This is a genomic window from Geobacillus zalihae (assembly GCF_030414215.1).
Taxonomy (GTDB): Bacteria; Bacillota; Bacilli; order Bacillales; family Anoxybacillaceae; genus Geobacillus; species Geobacillus zalihae.
Map to the genome: position 1 here is coordinate 1,104,526 of NZ_CP129217.1, position 15,501 is coordinate 1,120,026.

17 protein-coding genes are annotated in these 15,501 nt (G+C 54.6%); all 17 read left to right on the forward strand.

Translation table 11 applies throughout. The annotated features are described in order from the left end of the window. Positions 1-115: 115 nt before the first annotated feature. The 17 genes from rplS (at position 116) to fliE (ending at position 15,428) form a co-directional block, all read left to right on the forward strand. Entirely contained in the window at positions 116-472 is a 357-nt protein-coding gene (gene rplS, locus QWV57_RS05725; protein WP_013145772.1) for a 50S ribosomal protein L19, read from the forward strand. A 119-nt stretch (positions 473-591) separates the two neighbouring features. Next, complete coding sequence (gene lepB / locus QWV57_RS05730) at positions 592-1,146, forward strand: signal peptidase I (RefSeq protein ID WP_011230703.1); 555 nt, start codon at positions 592-594, stop codon at positions 1,144-1,146. 12 nt (positions 1,147-1,158) lie between these two features. Beyond that, on the forward strand, positions 1,159-2,025 hold the full coding sequence (gene ylqF / locus QWV57_RS05735; protein ID WP_021321697.1) for a ribosome biogenesis GTPase YlqF: 867 nt from the start codon (positions 1,159-1,161) through the stop codon (positions 2,023-2,025). A gap of 85 nt (positions 2,026-2,110) precedes the next feature. After that, complete coding sequence (gene rnhB / locus QWV57_RS05740; protein WP_011230705.1) at positions 2,111-2,893, forward strand: ribonuclease HII; 783 nt, start codon at positions 2,111-2,113, stop codon at positions 2,891-2,893. A gap of 18 nt (positions 2,894-2,911) precedes the next feature. Continuing rightward, a complete protein-coding gene (locus QWV57_RS05745; protein ID WP_025039274.1) occupies positions 2,912-4,459 on the forward strand; it encodes a TP0910 N-terminal domain-containing protein in 1,548 nt (515 codons plus the stop codon). Continuing rightward, a complete protein-coding gene (locus tag QWV57_RS05750) occupies positions 4,456-4,743 on the forward strand; it encodes an EscU/YscU/HrcU family type III secretion system export apparatus switch protein (protein WP_301101214.1) in 288 nt (95 codons plus the stop codon). The genes QWV57_RS05745 and QWV57_RS05750 overlap by 4 nt, the downstream gene beginning before the upstream one ends. Before the next feature lie 115 nt (positions 4,744-4,858). Then, entirely contained in the window at positions 4,859-6,019 is a 1,161-nt protein-coding gene (gene sucC, locus QWV57_RS05755) for an ADP-forming succinate--CoA ligase subunit beta (protein WP_011230708.1), read from the forward strand. A gap of 17 nt (positions 6,020-6,036) precedes the next feature. Beyond that, positions 6,037-6,939, forward strand: a complete 903-nt coding sequence (sucD, locus tag QWV57_RS05760; protein WP_015374401.1) for a succinate--CoA ligase subunit alpha — start codon at positions 6,037-6,039, stop codon at positions 6,937-6,939. 322 nt (positions 6,940-7,261) lie between these two features. Further along, positions 7,262-8,143: a DNA-processing protein DprA gene (gene dprA / locus QWV57_RS05765; protein WP_015374402.1), complete on the forward strand. Its 882-nt coding sequence runs from the start codon at positions 7,262-7,264 to the stop codon at positions 8,141-8,143. 78 nt (positions 8,144-8,221) lie between these two features. Next, positions 8,222-10,297 carry a type I DNA topoisomerase gene (gene topA, locus QWV57_RS05770; protein ID WP_015374403.1) on the forward strand — a complete coding sequence of 692 codons (2,076 nt, stop codon included), beginning with the start codon at positions 8,222-8,224 and terminating at the stop codon, positions 10,295-10,297. Positions 10,298-10,392: 95 nt separating this feature from the next. After that, the gene (xerC, locus tag QWV57_RS05775) at positions 10,393-11,295 is read left to right on the forward strand and encodes a tyrosine recombinase XerC (protein WP_021321701.1); all 903 of its coding nucleotides are present in this window, start codon (positions 10,393-10,395) and stop codon (positions 11,293-11,295) included. 23 nt (positions 11,296-11,318) lie between these two features. Beyond that, complete coding sequence (hslV, locus tag QWV57_RS05780) at positions 11,319-11,861, forward strand: ATP-dependent protease subunit HslV (protein WP_011230713.1); 543 nt, start codon at positions 11,319-11,321, stop codon at positions 11,859-11,861. 17 nt (positions 11,862-11,878) lie between these two features. Continuing rightward, the gene (hslU, locus tag QWV57_RS05785) at positions 11,879-13,273 is read left to right on the forward strand and encodes an ATP-dependent protease ATPase subunit HslU (protein WP_015374405.1); all 1,395 of its coding nucleotides are present in this window, start codon (positions 11,879-11,881) and stop codon (positions 13,271-13,273) included. Positions 13,274-13,289: 16 nt separating this feature from the next. Further along, entirely contained in the window at positions 13,290-14,069 is a 780-nt protein-coding gene (gene codY, locus QWV57_RS05790) for a GTP-sensing pleiotropic transcriptional regulator CodY (RefSeq protein ID WP_011230715.1), read from the forward strand. A 197-nt stretch (positions 14,070-14,266) separates the two neighbouring features. After that, entirely contained in the window at positions 14,267-14,656 is a 390-nt protein-coding gene (gene flgB / locus QWV57_RS05795) for a flagellar basal body rod protein FlgB (RefSeq protein WP_011230716.1), read from the forward strand. 3 nt (positions 14,657-14,659) lie between these two features. Next, complete coding sequence (gene flgC, locus QWV57_RS05800; protein WP_013145762.1) at positions 14,660-15,112, forward strand: flagellar basal body rod protein FlgC; 453 nt, start codon at positions 14,660-14,662, stop codon at positions 15,110-15,112. Positions 15,113-15,131: 19 nt separating this feature from the next. After that, entirely contained in the window at positions 15,132-15,428 is a 297-nt protein-coding gene (fliE, locus tag QWV57_RS05805) for a flagellar hook-basal body complex protein FliE (protein WP_301101235.1), read from the forward strand. Positions 15,429-15,501: the final 73 nt, after the last annotated feature.

Genomic DNA, 15,501 nt, shown 5'->3' on the forward strand with positions numbered 1-15,501 from the left:
TTATGCTATCATGTCTTTTGTGTGACCTTAAGCGATTGGCTTGAGGATGGAAAACGATGTTCCGCTGCAATGAAGAGATCATTGGCATGAACATCTGTGGAAGGAGTGGATCATGATGCATCATTTAATCCAAGAGATTACGAAAGAACAACTGCGGACGGATTTGCCGGATTTCCGCCCGGGCGACACGGTGCGCGTTCATGTGAAAGTCGTCGAAGGCAACCGCGAACGCATCCAAGTGTTTGAAGGTGTCGTCATTAAACGGCGCGGAGCGGGCATCAGCGAAACGTTCACGGTCCGCAAAGTGTCCTATGGCGTCGGCGTTGAGCGCACATTCCCGGTGCATACGCCGAAAATCGCCAAGCTGGAAGTCATCCGCCGCGGGAAAGTCCGCCGCGCGAAATTGTACTACTTGCGCGAACTTCGCGGCAAAGCGGCGCGCATCAAGGAAAATACGAACGCAGCGCAATAATGGACAACGGTGGATCACAGCGGAAAAGGAGCTTGCTTTCAAGCTCCTTTTTTCACTACCGCCAATGATGATTACGGTAGTGATCCACGACTGCAAACTTTGATTTAGGTGGGTGGACAATGGAACAGAAAAAAAGCGAATGGCGTGAATGGATGAAAGCGATCGTCGTTGCCGTCTTGCTCGCCGGGGGCATCCGCTACTTTATTTTCGCTCCGATCATCGTCGACGGTTATTCGATGATGCCGACATTACATAACCATGAGCGGATGATCGTCAATAAACTGGCGTATAAAATCGGCATGCCGCACCGTTTCGATATCATTGTTTTTCACGCCGAAGAAGGGAGAGACTATATTAAGCGAGTCATCGGCCTGCCGGGCGACCGAATTGAATACAAAAATGATACGCTCTATATCAATGGCAAGCCGTATGAAGAGCCGTATTTGGACGAGTATAAAAAGCAGTTGTCCGACGGCGGTCCACTGACGGAATCGTTCACTTTGGAGGAACTGACCGGGCGAAGCACGGTGCCGCCGGGGCATTTGTTTGTCATGGGCGACAATCGCCGTTTCAGCAAAGACAGCCGCCATATCGGCTTCATTCCGATGTCCAAAGTCGTTGGCAAGGCGAATCTTGTGTATTGGCCGTTGGCTGACGCCCGGATTGTGAAATAAACGAGGCAGGTGATGCCAATGACAGTGATTCAATGGTTCCCCGGCCATATGGCGAAGGCCAAGCGGGAAGTGCAAGAAAAATTAAAGTTGATCGACGTAGCGTTTGAGCTGCTTGACGCCCGTGTGCCGATGTCCTCGCGCAACCCGATGATCGACGAGATTCTCGGACAAAAGCCGCGCCTCATTTTGCTCAATAAGGCTGATATGGCCGATGAGGCGGTGACCGAACAGTGGATCCGCTATTTCCACGATCAAGGGCGGCTGGCTTTGCCCATCGATGCTCAAAGCGGAACAGGAGTCCGGCAAATCGCGGCGGCAGCGAAAGAGATGGTGAAAGACAAATTCGAGAAAATGCGGGCGAAAGGGATTAAAAACCCGCGCCCGGTTCGGGCGCTCATCGTCGGCATCCCGAACGTCGGCAAGTCGACGCTGATCAACCGGCTCGCCGGCCGCCATATCGCGAAAACCGGCGACAAGCCGGGGGTGACAAAAGCGCAGCAATGGATCAAAGTGGGCAAAGAAATGGAGCTGCTTGATACCCCAGGCATCCTATGGCCGAAATTTGAGGATGAGGACGTGGGCTACAAGTTGGCGGTGACCGGCGCCATTAAGGACGAAATTTTAAACTTGCAGGATGTCGCCGTCTATGCGCTCCGCTTTTTGTCGACTCACTATCCCAACCGGCTTGCGGAGCGCTACGGCCTTGATGACATTCCTGATGACATCGTCGCCTTGTTTGACACCATCGGAAGGCGGCGCGGCTGCTTGACGTCAGGCGGCGCTGTTGACTACGATAAAGTGGCTGACATCGTTTTGTATGACATCCGCACGGAAAAATTAGGCCGCTTAAGCTTTGAAACGCCCGCTTCACGGACGTAGCGCGTCCGGCGGGCGTTTTTTGCCGGCGGTGCTTTACGGTCGGCCAAACAGAGCCGATAGTAATAAGTAGAAGAGGGAGAGGAGCATGAAGCGGTATACGGTGAAAGACATTGAAGCGCTGCTTCCGAAGCTTGGCGCGGACGACCCGCGCTGGGAGATGCTGCGGCAGGATGAGCGAAAAAGCGTGCAGGCGCTTCTTGCCCGTTTTGAAAGGCAGAAAGCGCGCCGGCACGCCATCGAGCAGCGGTGGGAAGAACTAATGCGTTATGAGAGGGAACTATACGCCGCTGGCGTTAGACGGATCGCCGGCATTGATGAGGCCGGGCGCGGCCCGCTGGCCGGCCCGGTCGTCGCCGCCGCGGTCATCTTGCCGAAAGACGCCTATTTGCCGGGGCTTGACGACTCGAAGCGGCTGACGCCGGAAAAGCGCGAGGCATTGTTTGCGCAAATTGAAGCGTGCGCCGTCGCCATCGGCATCGGCATCGTCAGCGCGGCGGAGATCGATGAAAGGAATATTTACGAAGCGACAAGGCAAGCGATGGCGAAAGCGGTGAACGCCCTTTCCCCGCCGCCTGAACATTTGCTTGTTGATGCGATGGCGGTGCCGTGCCCACTGCCGCAACAGCGCCTCATAAAAGGAGACGCCAACAGCGCTTCAATCGCCGCTGCGTCGGTCATCGCCAAAGTGACGCGCGACCGGTGGATGAAAGAACTGGATCGCCGCTATCCACAATACGGGTTCGCGCGCCATATGGGCTACGGAACGCCGGAACATTTCGAGGCGATCCGCCGCTACGGCGTTACGCCTGAGCACCGTCGTTCGTTCGCACCGGTGAGGGAGGTGCTGAAGGCGAGCGAGCAGCTCTAGAAGAAGGGATGGGACGAAATGGTCGAGCGCATGGAGCGGACAATGCCAACGACCGCTGTCCGCGACGCGACATCCAGCCGGCGGTTTCAGCCGGGGCAGGCCGTCGTCGGCCGAGTGGAGCGGGTCGAGGAGATGGAAACCGGGGAGCGGGCGGCGCTCGTCCGCGCTGGCGGACAGCTTGTGCGCGCCCGTTTGGAGGCGCCGCTTGCCGTCGGACGTTTGTATTTGTTTGAAATTCACGAACGACAAGGAACAATTTATTGGAAAGCCATTCCCCTTTCCGAACCGGCGTCTGCTCCGTCAGGTGAAGAGGCGGTGCGCCGGTGGCAAAAAGCGTGGAAACTGCCGGATGCGGCGCTGCCGGTGCTCCGCCAAGCGCTGAAAGCTGGCGCGGCTGCAACGAAAGAGGAAATTGCCGCACTGACTGAAGCGGTGAAAGAGACCGGCCAGCCGGACGCGGCCGAAGACGTGCTCGCCCATTTGTTTCGCCGCCGGCTGCCGTTCTCTTCAGCCGTGTTTCGCGCGCTATGGGCAGCCAAAACCGGGGTGCCGCTCGCTGAGGGTTTGGGGAAACTGAAAGCGGCCATTGCCGCCCTTTCCGCCCATCCGGCGGCGCTTAAGCTCATCCGGGCGATGGAGAAGTTTCTTTCACCGCCGCTGTCCGCTTACGAGGCGGCCGTGCGTTTGTTGCTGTCAGGGGAGGAAGAGGCCGAAACGGCCCGCGCGCTTCTTGCCCGCCTTGGGCTCGCCCCGTTGCCGGAGGACCGCCGCTTGGCGCTTCGGGAGGCGGTGCAATGCCGCCGGTTTGCCGATATCATTCGGCAGCTCGGCTTGACGGACGAGGAGGCGTTTTTGGAACGGTGGGCCGCTCTCGATGCTGCCTATCAAAGCGGAGCGCTGCCCGCCGCGGAAGCGAAGTTGTGGGCGGCCGCTCGAGCGACGAGAGATCCGGCGCTGTCGCTGTTTTGCTGGCTGAGGCGAGCGGCCGTGCGGCTTGGGCTTGAGGACGAGGCGGCGCTCGTCCGTGTCGGGAAAATCGAGGATTTGCCTTCCGCCCCGTCGTTGAAACGGCTGCTTCTTCGCTTTCTTCATGAATCGGGGAGCGAAGGGGCCAAGAGGGCGGCCGAAGCGATTCTCGACCAGCTCGATGGCATGGCCATCGCTGCTGGCGGCGATGGGCTCATTGAGCACGTATGGATTTCGTTTCCATTGCCGCTTGGCGGCCGCAGCAGCGATTTTGCTGTGTGCTGGCAAGGAAGGAGGAAACAAGGCGGGCCGCTTGATGCCGATTACAACCGCATTGTTTGTTGCCTGACGCTTGAAGAGCTGGGAGAGGTGATCGTTGATATGCGCGTGCAACGACGGATCGTCCACATCTCCATTTTTCACGATGATCCGCGGTTGGCGGTTGCTGCCGCTCGGATGGCTCCGCTTGTCAAAGAGCGGTTTCAGGCGCACGGCTATGCGCTTTCAGGCATTGATGTAAAGGCAACGCGTTCCGCCCCTCCTCCGCCTTCCGTTTTTCTGTTTGCCGACAGTTGCAGCGAGGTGGATTGCCAAGCATGAACGAGGAGCGGAAAAAAGCAGTCGCCTTGTCTTACGATGCGGCACTTGACGCAGCTCCGATCGCCAAGGCGAAAGGGGTTGGCAAGGTCGCCGAAGCGATCATCGCCGCCGCCCGGCAGCACGGCGTGCCGATTCGCCAAGATCCGACGCTTGTTGAGCTGCTGGGGAAAGTGGAGATCAACGAAATGATCCCGGAGGAGCTGTACGCCTTAGTGGCTGAATTGTTCGCGTTTTTGTATCAGCTTGATCAGGAAGCGAAAGGAGAAAGAGCGGGGAAGGGGTAATTTTCCTATTCCCCGCTTTCTTAATTTTGCGGCGAAACGGTGGACAAGCGCGAAATGTTAGGTATAAAATGAAAGCGCTAAGACTTTTTTGATTTTATACATAGGAGGTTGGCGCATGAACATTCATGAATACCAAGCAAAAGAAATTTTGCGAAGCTATGGTGTGAGCGTGCCGAACGGCCGCGTCGCGTTCACGGTGGATGAAGCGGTCGAAGCGGCGAAAGAGCTCGGCGCGCCGGTGTGTGTCGTCAAAGCGCAAATTCATGCCGGCGGGCGCGGCAAAGCGGGCGGGGTGAAAGTGGCAAAAAGCCTCGAGGAAGTCCGTACATACGCCAGCGAATTGCTCGGCAAAGTGCTCGTCACCCATCAAACCGGCCCGGAAGGAAAAGAAGTGAAACGGCTGTTGATTGAAGAAGGGTGCGACATCCAAAAAGAATACTACATCGGCCTTGTCGTCGACCGCGCCACCTCGCGCGTCGTGTTAATGGGGTCGGAAGAAGGCGGAACGGAAATCGAAGAAGTGGCGGCGAAAACGCCGGAGAAAATTTTTAAAGAATACATTGATCCAGCCGTCGGGCTCCAAGCGTTCCAAGCGCGCCGATTGGCTTTCAACATCAACATTCCGAAGCATCTCGTCAACCAAGCGGTCAAATTTATGATGGGCTTGTACCAAGTGTTTGTCGATAAAGACTGCTCGATCGCCGAAATCAACCCGCTTGTCGTCACCGGCGACGGCAAAGTGATGGCGCTTGATGCGAAGCTGAATTTCGATTCAAACGCCTTATACCGCCATCCGGACATCCTTGAATACCGCGACTTGGATGAAGAAGACCCGAAAGAAGTCGAAGCGTCGAAATACGACTTGAACTACATCGCTCTTGACGGCAACATCGGCTGCATGGTCAACGGCGCCGGCTTGGCGATGGCGACAATGGACATCATCAAATATTACGGAGGCGAGCCGGCCAACTTCCTCGATGTCGGCGGCGGCGCCAGCGAGGAAAAAGTAAGGGAAGCGTTCAAAATCATTTTGTCCGACCCGAACGTCAAAGGCATTTTCGTCAACATTTTCGGCGGCATTATGAAATGCGATGTCATCGCGAGCGGCATCGTCGCGGCGACGAAGCAAGTCGGTTTGACGCTTCCGCTTGTCGTCCGACTTGAAGGAACGAACGTTGAGCTTGGGAAAAAGATTTTGCAAGAGTCGGGCTTAAACATTATTGCGGCCGAATCGATGGCGGACGGAGCACAAAAAATCGTCGAGCTAGTACGTTAAGAAAGCGAGGGAGACACGTGAGCGTTTTTGTCAATAAAGATACGAAAGTGATCGTACAAGGGATTACCGGTTCGCAAGGGCTGTTCCATACAAAGCAGATGATCGAGTACGGGACGAACATCGTCGGCGGCGTCACGCCGGGCAAAGGCGGCACGGAAGTCGAAGGCGTGCCGGTGTTTGACACCGTTTCCGAAGCGGTCGAAAAAACAGGCGCGAACGCCTCGGTCATTTACGTTCCGCCGGCCTTCGCTGCGGATGCCATCATGGAAGCGGTCGACGCGGGACTCGACCTTGTTGTTTGCATCACCGAAGGCATTCCGGTGCTTGATATGGTGAAAGTGAAACGGTACATGGAGGGCAAAAAGACGCGCCTCATCGGTCCGAACTGCCCGGGCGTCATTACGCCGGAAGAGTGCAAAATCGGCATTATGCCGGGCTACATCCATAAAAAAGGGCACGTCGGCATCGTCTCGCGCTCCGGCACGCTGACGTATGAAGCGGTTCACCAATTGACGCAAGCCGGCATCGGCCAATCGACGGCGGTCGGCATTGGCGGCGACCCGGTCAACGGCACGAACTTCATCGATGTACTGAAGGCGTTTAACGAAGACGAGGAGACGTACGCGGTCATTATGATCGGCGAAATCGGCGGCACGGCGGAAGAAGAAGCGGCCGAATGGGTGAAAGCGAACATGACGAAGCCGGTCGTCGGCTTTATCGGCGGGCAAACGGCGCCTCCGGGCAAACGGATGGGCCATGCGGGCGCGATCATTTCCGGCGGCAAAGGCACGGCCGCAGAGAAAATCAAAAAAATGACCGAATGCGGCATTAAAGTGGCGGAAACGCCGGCCGTGATCGGCGAAACGCTCATTTCTGTGCTGAAAGAACGCGGCTTGTACGAGAAATGCAAAACGCACTAATGGTTTGGCCCCGCACGTTGCCGTGCGGGGTGTTGCATATCATGTCTATAGATGCAATTTGAAGCTTTCCCATTTGCCGCTTTTACAGAGCAATTGGATCGGCTGTCGGGCGACCGAACAACGCCGCTTAAAGACCCATGTATGGGTCTGTGAAGCGGGTGGCTGTTCGGTCTTCCGTCACGCCAAGGCGTGACGGGGAAGCCTGCGGCTTGCCTCCGACAGTCGAAAAAATAGACAGGCGACTTTTCCGTCAAGGATATGTTAAACGTTTTCGTTGCACCGATCGATCCATGCTGAAAGTGAAAAAAGAAAGGGGATCAGTATGTACGATACGGTCCGCGACCGACTTATCCATCTCCATCATTGCCGCGGGGCAGGATGGAAGACGATTCATTCCTTGCTGAAGGTTGATCCGACGCTCACCGCTCCATTTTCTCTGCCTCCTCATGATCTCCGCCCGCTCGTTCCGCTTTCCGACGCTCAATGGACCGCTTTTTTCCATGATTTGCATTCCATCGATGTGCAACGTGTGATAAAAACATATATGGACCGGTGCATTCATGTGGTCACCGTGTTTGATCATGACTATCCGCCGTTGCTTCGGCATATTTATGCCCCGCCGTGGGTGCTGTATGCAAAGGGGGCCCCCGCTTTGCTTCAGGAGCGGAAACTGATCAGCATCGTCGGCACGAGGCGGCCGACGAAAGAAGGAATCGAAGCGTTGAACAAATTGGTGCCGCCGCTTGTTGCCGCCGGCTTTACGATCGTCAGCGGGCTCGCGTTTGGGATTGACGTGTGCGCCCACCAACTCGCCGTCCAGCATGGCGGGTCGACGATCGCCGTCATCGCTGGGGGACTTGACCACATTTATCCGAAAGAACATCGACCGTTCGCCGCCCTGCTGATGAACGAACAGTTGGTCATCGCTGAGCATCCGCCGGCAACGCGCCCACAGGCATGGCAGTTTCCCGCGCGCAATCGCATCATCAGCGGGCTGTCGCTCGGCACGCTTGTCGTGCAGGCGAAGCGAAAAAGCGGTTCGCTCATTACCGCCGCGTATGCGCTTGAGCAAGGGCGGGAAGTGTTCGCCGTCCCCGGCCCGATCGGTTTGGCGGAATCCGCTGGGCCGAATACGCTCATTCAGCACGGGGCAAAACTAGTGCAAGAAGCGGCGGACATTTTGGATGAATTCCCGTACGTGTAATGCACATGTTTGACAAATGCGGCAATAATCATTAATAATAATGAAGATTTCAATTTACCTCCTAGGGGTGGAAGATGGATGTCAGACTACTTAGTTATCGTCGAATCGCCAACGAAAGCGAAGACGATCGAACGATACTTGGGAAAAAAATATACAGTCAAAGCGTCGATGGGCCACGTCCGCGATTTGCCAAAAAGCCAAATGGGCGTTGATATAGACCACGGCTACGAGCCGAAATACATTACGATCCGCGGCAAAGGCCAGGTGATCAAAGAGTTGAAAACGGCGGCGAAAAAAGCGAAAAAAGTGTTTCTTGCCGCCGACCCCGATCGCGAAGGAGAGGCGATTGCCTGGCATTTGGCCCACATGCTCGATCTGGACATTCACTCTGATTGCCGCGTTGTCTTTCATGAGATCACGAAGGATGCGATTCAGCAATCGTTTCAAAAGCCGCGCGCGATCAATATGAATCTTGTTGACGCCCAGCAGGCGCGGCGCGTGCTCGACCGCCTCGTCGGCTATAACATCAGCCCGCTCTTATGGAAAAAGGTGAAAAAAGGATTAAGCGCCGGCCGCGTCCAATCGGTGGCGCTGCGCCTCATCATCGATCGGGAACGAGAAATTCGCGAATTTCAGCCGGAAGAATATTGGACGATTCAAGCGACGTTTCAAAAAGAAGGAGAGACGTTTGCCGCCTCGTTTTACAGTATTGACGGACAAAAGCGCGATTTAAAGACGGAGGCGGATGTGAAAGCCGTGCTGGACCGCTTAAACGGAACGGCATTTGCGGTGAAAACGGTGACAAAACGAGAGCGCAAGCGCAGCCCCGTGCCGCCGTTTACGACGTCGTCGCTTCAGCAGGAAGCGGCGCGCAAACTGAATTTCCGGACGAAAAAGACGATGATGATCGCCCAGCAGCTGTACGAAGGAATCGATCTTGGCAGCGAAGGGACGGTCGGTTTGATCACGTATATGCGCACCGATTCAACGCGCGTCGCCGAGACGGCGCAGCAAGAGGCGGCGGCATATATCGAGGCGACGTTCGGCGCTATGTATGTCAACCAGGAAAAGCGGAAAGAGAAGAAAAGCACGAACGCCCAAGACGCCCATGAAGCGATCCGCCCGACATCGGCATTTCGCGATCCGGACAAAGTGAAACCGTATTTGACGCGCGACCAGTTTCGGTTGTATAAACTCATTTGGGAACGGTTCATCGCCAGTCAAATGGCGGCCGCCGTGCTTGACACCATGAGCGTCGAGTTGGAAAACAACGGTGTCGTGTTCCGCGCCAGCGGCTCGAAGGTGAAATTTCCAGGGTTTATGAAAGTGTATATTGAAGGAACGGACGATCAAGCGGAAGAGCAGGACCGTATCCTCCCGGATTTGGAAGAAGAGGAAACAGTTGAGAGCGAAACGATCGAATCGAAGCAGCACTTTACGCAGCCGCCGCCGCGCTACACGGAAGCCCGCCTCGTCAAAACGTTGGAGGAACTCGGCATCGGCCGCCCGTCGACGTATGCTCCGACGCTTGATACGATCCAAAAACGCAACTATGTCGTCCTTGAGAACAAGCGGTTTGTCCCGACCGAGCTCGGCGAAATCGTTGTCGAGCTGATGCTCGAATTTTTCCCGGAAATTATCGATGTCGAGTTTACGGCGAAAATGGAAAAAGAATTGGACGAAATTGAAGAAGGGAAAGTGGAATGGATCAAAGTCGTCGACGAGTTTTACCGCGAATTTGAAAAACGGTTGAAAGTGGCGGAAAAAGAAATGCGCGCAGTTGAGATTAAGGATGAGCCGGCCGGCATTGACTGCGAGGTGTGCGGCAGTCCGATGGTGTACAAAATGGGCCGTTTCGGCAAGTTTATCGCCTGCTCGAATTTTCCGGAATGCCGCCATACGAAGCCGATTGTCAAAGAAATCGGCGTCAAGTGCCCGAAATGCCGCGAGGGCAACATCGTCGAGCGCAGCACGAAAAGAAAGCGGGTGTTTTACGGCTGCGACCGTTTCCCGGATTGCGACTTCGTCTCGTGGGATAAACCGCTCGCCCGCCCGTGTCCGAAATGCGCGGGGCTGCTTGTGGAGAAAGAGCTGAAAAAAGGTGTGCAAGTGCAATGCACGGCGTGCGACTATGAAGAGCGGCTAGAAGCTTGAAAAGGCATCGGATACAATTCAGAATTTTATAAAAAAACAGTTGCGTTCATGCGGATGAATATGGTACGATGTAGTAGCCGTTGCGGGGTGAGGCGATGGAGAATTCGAAACTTGCGTTACAATTATTCATGGAATATTTACAAATCGAGAAAAATTATTCACAATATACTATTGTGTGTTACCGGCGTGACATTGAGCAGTTTTTCCGGTTTATGGATGAGGAAGGAATCGGCGCGCTCAATGAAGTGTCCTACAGCGACGTTCGTTTATATTTGACGAAACTATACGAGCAACAGTTGGCCAGCCGTTCGGTCGCCCGCAAAATTTCGAGTCTGCGCAGCTTTTACAAGTTTTTGTTGCGCGAAGGGCGGGCGGCCGAAAATCCGTTTGCGCTCGCGACACTGCCGAAAAAAGAGCAAAAAATTCCTAATTTTTTATACCCAAAAGAATTAGAAGCATTGTTTCTTGTCAATGATGAAAATACGGCCCTAGGCCAGCGCAATGCGGCGCTGCTTGAGTTGTTGTACGCGACTGGCGCTCGGGTTAGTGAATGTTGTCACATACAGCTGTCTGATGTCGATTTTGTTGCGGAAACCGTGCTCATTCACGGCAAAGGAAACAAGCAGCGCTACGTTCCGTTCGGCCGTCCGGCCCGCGAAGCGCTTGAACGGTATATCCATAGGGGCCGACGCGAACTGACAAGAAAGCTGCCGGCGGACCACCGCTATTTATTTGTCAACGCCCGAGGCAATCCGCTCACGCCTCGGGGAGTGCGCCATATTTTGGATCGGATTGTCGAAGCCGCTGCGCTGACGCAAAACATCAGCCCGCACGTGCTTCGGCATACGTTTGCGACTCATTTGCTCAACGAAGGGGCCGATCTCCGTTCGGTGCAGGAACTGCTCGGTCATGCGCATTTGTCATCGACGCAAGTGTATACACATGTAACGAAAGACCGGCTGCGGCATATTTATTTGCAGGCGCATCCGCGGGCGTAACCCGCAGGCAAGGAGGGGAAATGATGGGAGCCTTTCATGCGACGACAATTTTTGCCATCCGCCATAACGGCGCATCCGCCATGGCTGGAGACGGCCAAGTGACGTTCGGCAATGCGGTCGTCATGAAGCATACAGCGAAAAAAGTGCGGCGGCTGTTCCAAGGAAACGTGCTCGCCGGTTTTGCCGGCTCCGTCGCTGACGCGTTTACGCTGTTTGAAATGTTTGAAGGCAAGCTCGAACAATGGAATGGCAACTTGCCGCGCGCGGCGGTTGAGCTGGCGAAAGAGTGGCGGAGCGATAAAGTGTTGCGCCGCCTCGAGGCGATGCTCATTGTTATGGACAAACAGCATTTGTTGCTTGTCTCCGGCACGGGCGAAGTGATTGAGCCGGATGATGGCATGCTTGCCATCGGCTCGGGCGGTCAGTATGCGTTGGCTGCTGGGCGTGCGTTGAAGAAGTACGCCGGCGGCTCGATGACCGCGAAAGAGATTGCCAAGGCGGCGCTCGAGATCGCCGCTGACATTTGCGTTTATACGAACGGCCATATTATTGTTGAAGAGCTGTAAAAAGGAGGAGGCCGATGATGGCGGAAACGTTGACTCCACGGCAGATTGTCGAAAAGCTCGATCAGTTCATCGTCGGGCAAAAAGAGGCAAAAAAGGCGGTGGCGATCGCGCTTCGCAACCGGTACCGCCGCAGTTTGCTCGATGAAAAATTGCGCGATGAAGTGATGCCGAAAAACATTTTAATGATCGGCCCGACCGGGGTCGGGAAGACGGAGATCGCCCGCCGGCTCGCCAAACTCGTCGGCGCCCCGTTCATCAAAGTCGAAGCGACGAAATTCACCGAAGTCGGTTATGTCGGGCGCGACGTCGAATCGATGGTGCGCGATTTGGTGGAAACGTCAGTTCGGATCGTGAAAGAACGAAAAATGAACGAAGTGAAAGACAGGGCTGAACAGCAGGCGAACAAGCGGCTTGTTGAACTGCTCGTTCCGGGCAAGCCAAAGCAGACAATCAAAAATCCGCTTGAGCTGCTGTTTGGCGGCCAAGGAGCCCAAGCGGACAACAGCTACAGCCATGAGGATGAACAGGTGGAACAAAAGCGGCGCCAAGTTGCTTGGCAGCTGGCAAACGGGCAGTTGGAAAACGAGATGGTGACGATTGAAATCGAGGAACAGACGCCGTTATGGTTTGACTTTTTGCAAGGGGCAGGCATTGAGCAGATGGGGATGAACATGCAGGACGCCTTGAGCAGCCTCATGCCGAAGCGGCGCAAAAAGCGGCGTCTCAAAGTGAGTGAAGCGCGCAAAGTGCTCATCAACGAGGAAGCGCAAAAGCTGATCGACATGGATGAAGTGACGCAAGAGGCCGTCCGCCTGGCTGAGCAGTCCGGCATCATTTTTATCGATGAAATCGACAAAATCGCCCGCAGCGGAGCGGTGTCCGGCTCGGCCGACGTCTCGCGCGAAGGGGTGCAGCGCGACATTTTGCCAATTGTCGAAGGGTCGACCGTCATGACGAAGTACGGACCGGTGAAAACAGACCATATTTTATTCATCGCCGCCGGCGCGTTCCATATGGCGAAGCCGTCGGATTTGATCCCTGAGCTGCAAGGCCGTTTCCCGATCCGCGTCGAGCTTGCGAAACTTTCGGTCGACGATTTCGTAAGAATATTAGTCGAGCCGAATAACGCGCTCATTAAACAATATCAAGCTCTTTTGGCAACAGAAGGTATAAGTCTTGAATTTTCTGACGATGCTATTCGTAAGATTGCCGAGGTGGCGTTTGAAGTAAACCAGACGACCGACAACATCGGTGCGCGCCGGTTGCACACGATTTTGGAAAAACTGCTGGAAGACTTGCTGTTTGAGGCGCCGGACATCGGAATCGACAAGGTCGTCATCACACCGCAATATGTCGAGCAAAAACTCGGCAGCATCGTCAAAAACAAAGATTTAAGCGAGTTTATTTTATGAGGAGGAGATGAAATCCATGAACTTGCTAGAGAAAACGCGGAAAATCAACGCCATGTTGCAAAAGGCGGCCGGGCGGCCGGTCAATTTTAAAGAAATGGCAGAAACGCTTTGCGAAGTGATTGAAGCCAATGTGTTTGTCGTCAGCCGCCGCGGCAAACTGCTTGGATTCGCCATTAAACAATCGATTGAAAACGAACGGATGAAGCGGATGCTGGAGGAGCGCCAGTTTCCGGAAGAATACACGAAAAACTTGTTCAACATTACGGAAACGTCTCCTAATATTGATATTAATAGCGAATATACGGCGTTTCCAGTGGAAAATCGTGACTTGTTCAAAACCGGCTTGACGACGATTGTTCCGATCAACGGCGGAGGCGAGCGGCTCGGCACGCTCATTTTATCGCGCCTTGACCGCGAGTTTGACAATGACGATCTCATTTTGGCTGAATACGGTGCGACGGTCGTCGGCATGGAAATTCTGCGTGAAAAGGCGGAAGAAATTGAAGAGGAAGCGCGCAGCAAGGCGGTCGTGCAAATGGCGATCAGCTCCCTTTCTTACAGCGAGCTTGAGGCGATCGAACATATTTTTGAGGAGCTTGACGGAACGGAAGGGCTGCTTGTCGCGAGCAAAATCGCCGACCGCGTCGGCATCACCCGCTCGGTCATTGTCAATGCTCTGCGCAAACTAGAAAGCGCCGGCGTGATCGAATCGCGCTCGCTCGGCATGAAAGGAACGTACATTAAAGTATTGAACGACAAGTTTTTAAGCGAACTGGAAAAATTGAAATCGAGCTGAACGGCGTAGCCGCCTAAGCCCGCTGGGTATTTTGGCCCGGCGGGTTTTTTGTTGTTGGCAAACATCTTTGGCATCGTTTTTCTGTCATGGCATCGTCGAAAAATAGTACCAAGTTCCGTCTATACATTAGGTTTTCTTTCCCGTAAAATGAAAACTAGCAGAAATTGTCGAAAAATAGGAGAAAAGAGGGGATTCCATTGGCGCTCTTTTCAGCGACGATCGGTTGGCTTGAACAAGGGCTTCGCTACGCTGCGCTTCGCCAACAGGCGATCGCCGACAACATCGCCAACGCCGATACGCCGGGCTATAAGGCGAAAGATGTGCGCTTTCAGGCTGAATTGGAACGGGCGTTTCGGCTTGAGGCCAAACGGACGAATCCGAAGCATTTTTCGTTTCCAAACGAACAAAATGGAAAAATCATCGTGACGACGGACACAACGGTGAGTTACAATCATAATGGAAACAGTGTCGATATTGATCAAGAAATGTCAAAACTAGCAGAAAACCAAATTTATTACAATGCCTTAATCGAGCGGCTCAACGGCAAATTTACCACGTTGAAAACCGTGATTAAAGGAGGGAAATAACGGGTGTCTTTGTTTCAAAGTCTAAACATTTCGGCTTCGGCGTTGACCGCCCAACGGTTGCGCATGGACGTGATTGCCTCCAACATCGCTAACGTCGATACGACGCGCGCCCGCCTTGTCAACGGCGAATGGGAGCCGTACCGTCGCAAAATGGTCATCATCGAACCGCAGAGCGGGTCGTTTTCGGGCTATTTGCAGGCTGCGCTCGGCCGTGCCGACGCGGTGGACGGCGGAGTGCGGGTGCGCGAAATTGTCGATGATCCGGCGCCGTTTAAACTCGTCTACGACCCGAATCACCCGGATGCGGGCGCCGACGGCTATGTGCGTCTGCCAAACGTCGACCCGCTGAAAGAAATGGTGGACTTGATCGGGGCGACGCGTTCGTATGAGGCGAACGTTACGGTGTTGAATGCTTCGAAAGGAATGCTCATGAAGGCGCTCGAGATCGGGAAATAGCATGCGAGGGGGATAAACGATGATTGATGGAGCAAGCCGCATTGGGCTGACGATGTCTTCCGCCGTTTCGCCCCCAGCGAAGCCGGCTGAGGCGCAAAAGCAATTCGCCGCATTTTTCAAAGAGGCGCTCAACCGCGTGAACGAAGCGCAAATTCAAGCCGATGCGCTGACGGAAAAGCTCGTTCGCGGGGAGAACGTTCAGTTGCATGATGTGATGATCGCCACGCAAAAAGCGAGCATCACGTTGCAGCTGACGCTGGAGATCCGCAACAAAGCGATCGAAGCGTATCAGGAAATGATGCGCATGCCATTGTAGCAGCAATGAATCGCAATACATACGGAAGCCGCCGCCATTGTTGCGCTATGGCGGCAGGTATTGGATCATCGGG

Bases quoted from the DNA above. Each gene is read 5' to 3' on its own strand.
- rplS (WP_013145772.1), top strand. From the start codon at position 116: ATGCATCATTTAATCCAAGAGATTACGAAAGAACAACTGCGGACGGAT.
- lepB (WP_011230703.1), top strand. From the start codon at position 592: ATGGAACAGAAAAAAAGCGAATGGCGTGAATGGATGAAAGCGATCGTC.
- ylqF (WP_021321697.1), top strand. From the start codon at position 1,159: ATGCCAATGACAGTGATTCAATGGTTCCCCGGCCATATGGCGAAGGCC.
- rnhB (WP_011230705.1), top strand. From the start codon at position 2,111: ATGAAGCGGTATACGGTGAAAGACATTGAAGCGCTGCTTCCGAAGCTT.
- QWV57_RS05745 (WP_025039274.1), top strand. From the start codon at position 2,912: ATGGTCGAGCGCATGGAGCGGACAATGCCAACGACCGCTGTCCGCGAC.
- QWV57_RS05750 (WP_301101214.1), top strand. From the start codon at position 4,456: ATGAACGAGGAGCGGAAAAAAGCAGTCGCCTTGTCTTACGATGCGGCA.
- sucC (WP_011230708.1), top strand. From the start codon at position 4,859: ATGAACATTCATGAATACCAAGCAAAAGAAATTTTGCGAAGCTATGGT.
- dprA (WP_015374402.1), top strand. From the start codon at position 7,262: ATGTACGATACGGTCCGCGACCGACTTATCCATCTCCATCATTGCCGC.
- topA (WP_015374403.1), top strand. From the start codon at position 8,222: ATGTCAGACTACTTAGTTATCGTCGAATCGCCAACGAAAGCGAAGACG.
- xerC (WP_021321701.1), top strand. From the start codon at position 10,393: ATGGAGAATTCGAAACTTGCGTTACAATTATTCATGGAATATTTACAA.
- hslV (WP_011230713.1), top strand. From the start codon at position 11,319: ATGGGAGCCTTTCATGCGACGACAATTTTTGCCATCCGCCATAACGGC.
- hslU (WP_015374405.1), top strand. From the start codon at position 11,879: ATGGCGGAAACGTTGACTCCACGGCAGATTGTCGAAAAGCTCGATCAG.
- codY (WP_011230715.1), top strand. From the start codon at position 13,290: ATGAACTTGCTAGAGAAAACGCGGAAAATCAACGCCATGTTGCAAAAG.
- fliE (WP_301101235.1), top strand. From the start codon at position 15,132: ATGATTGATGGAGCAAGCCGCATTGGGCTGACGATGTCTTCCGCCGTT.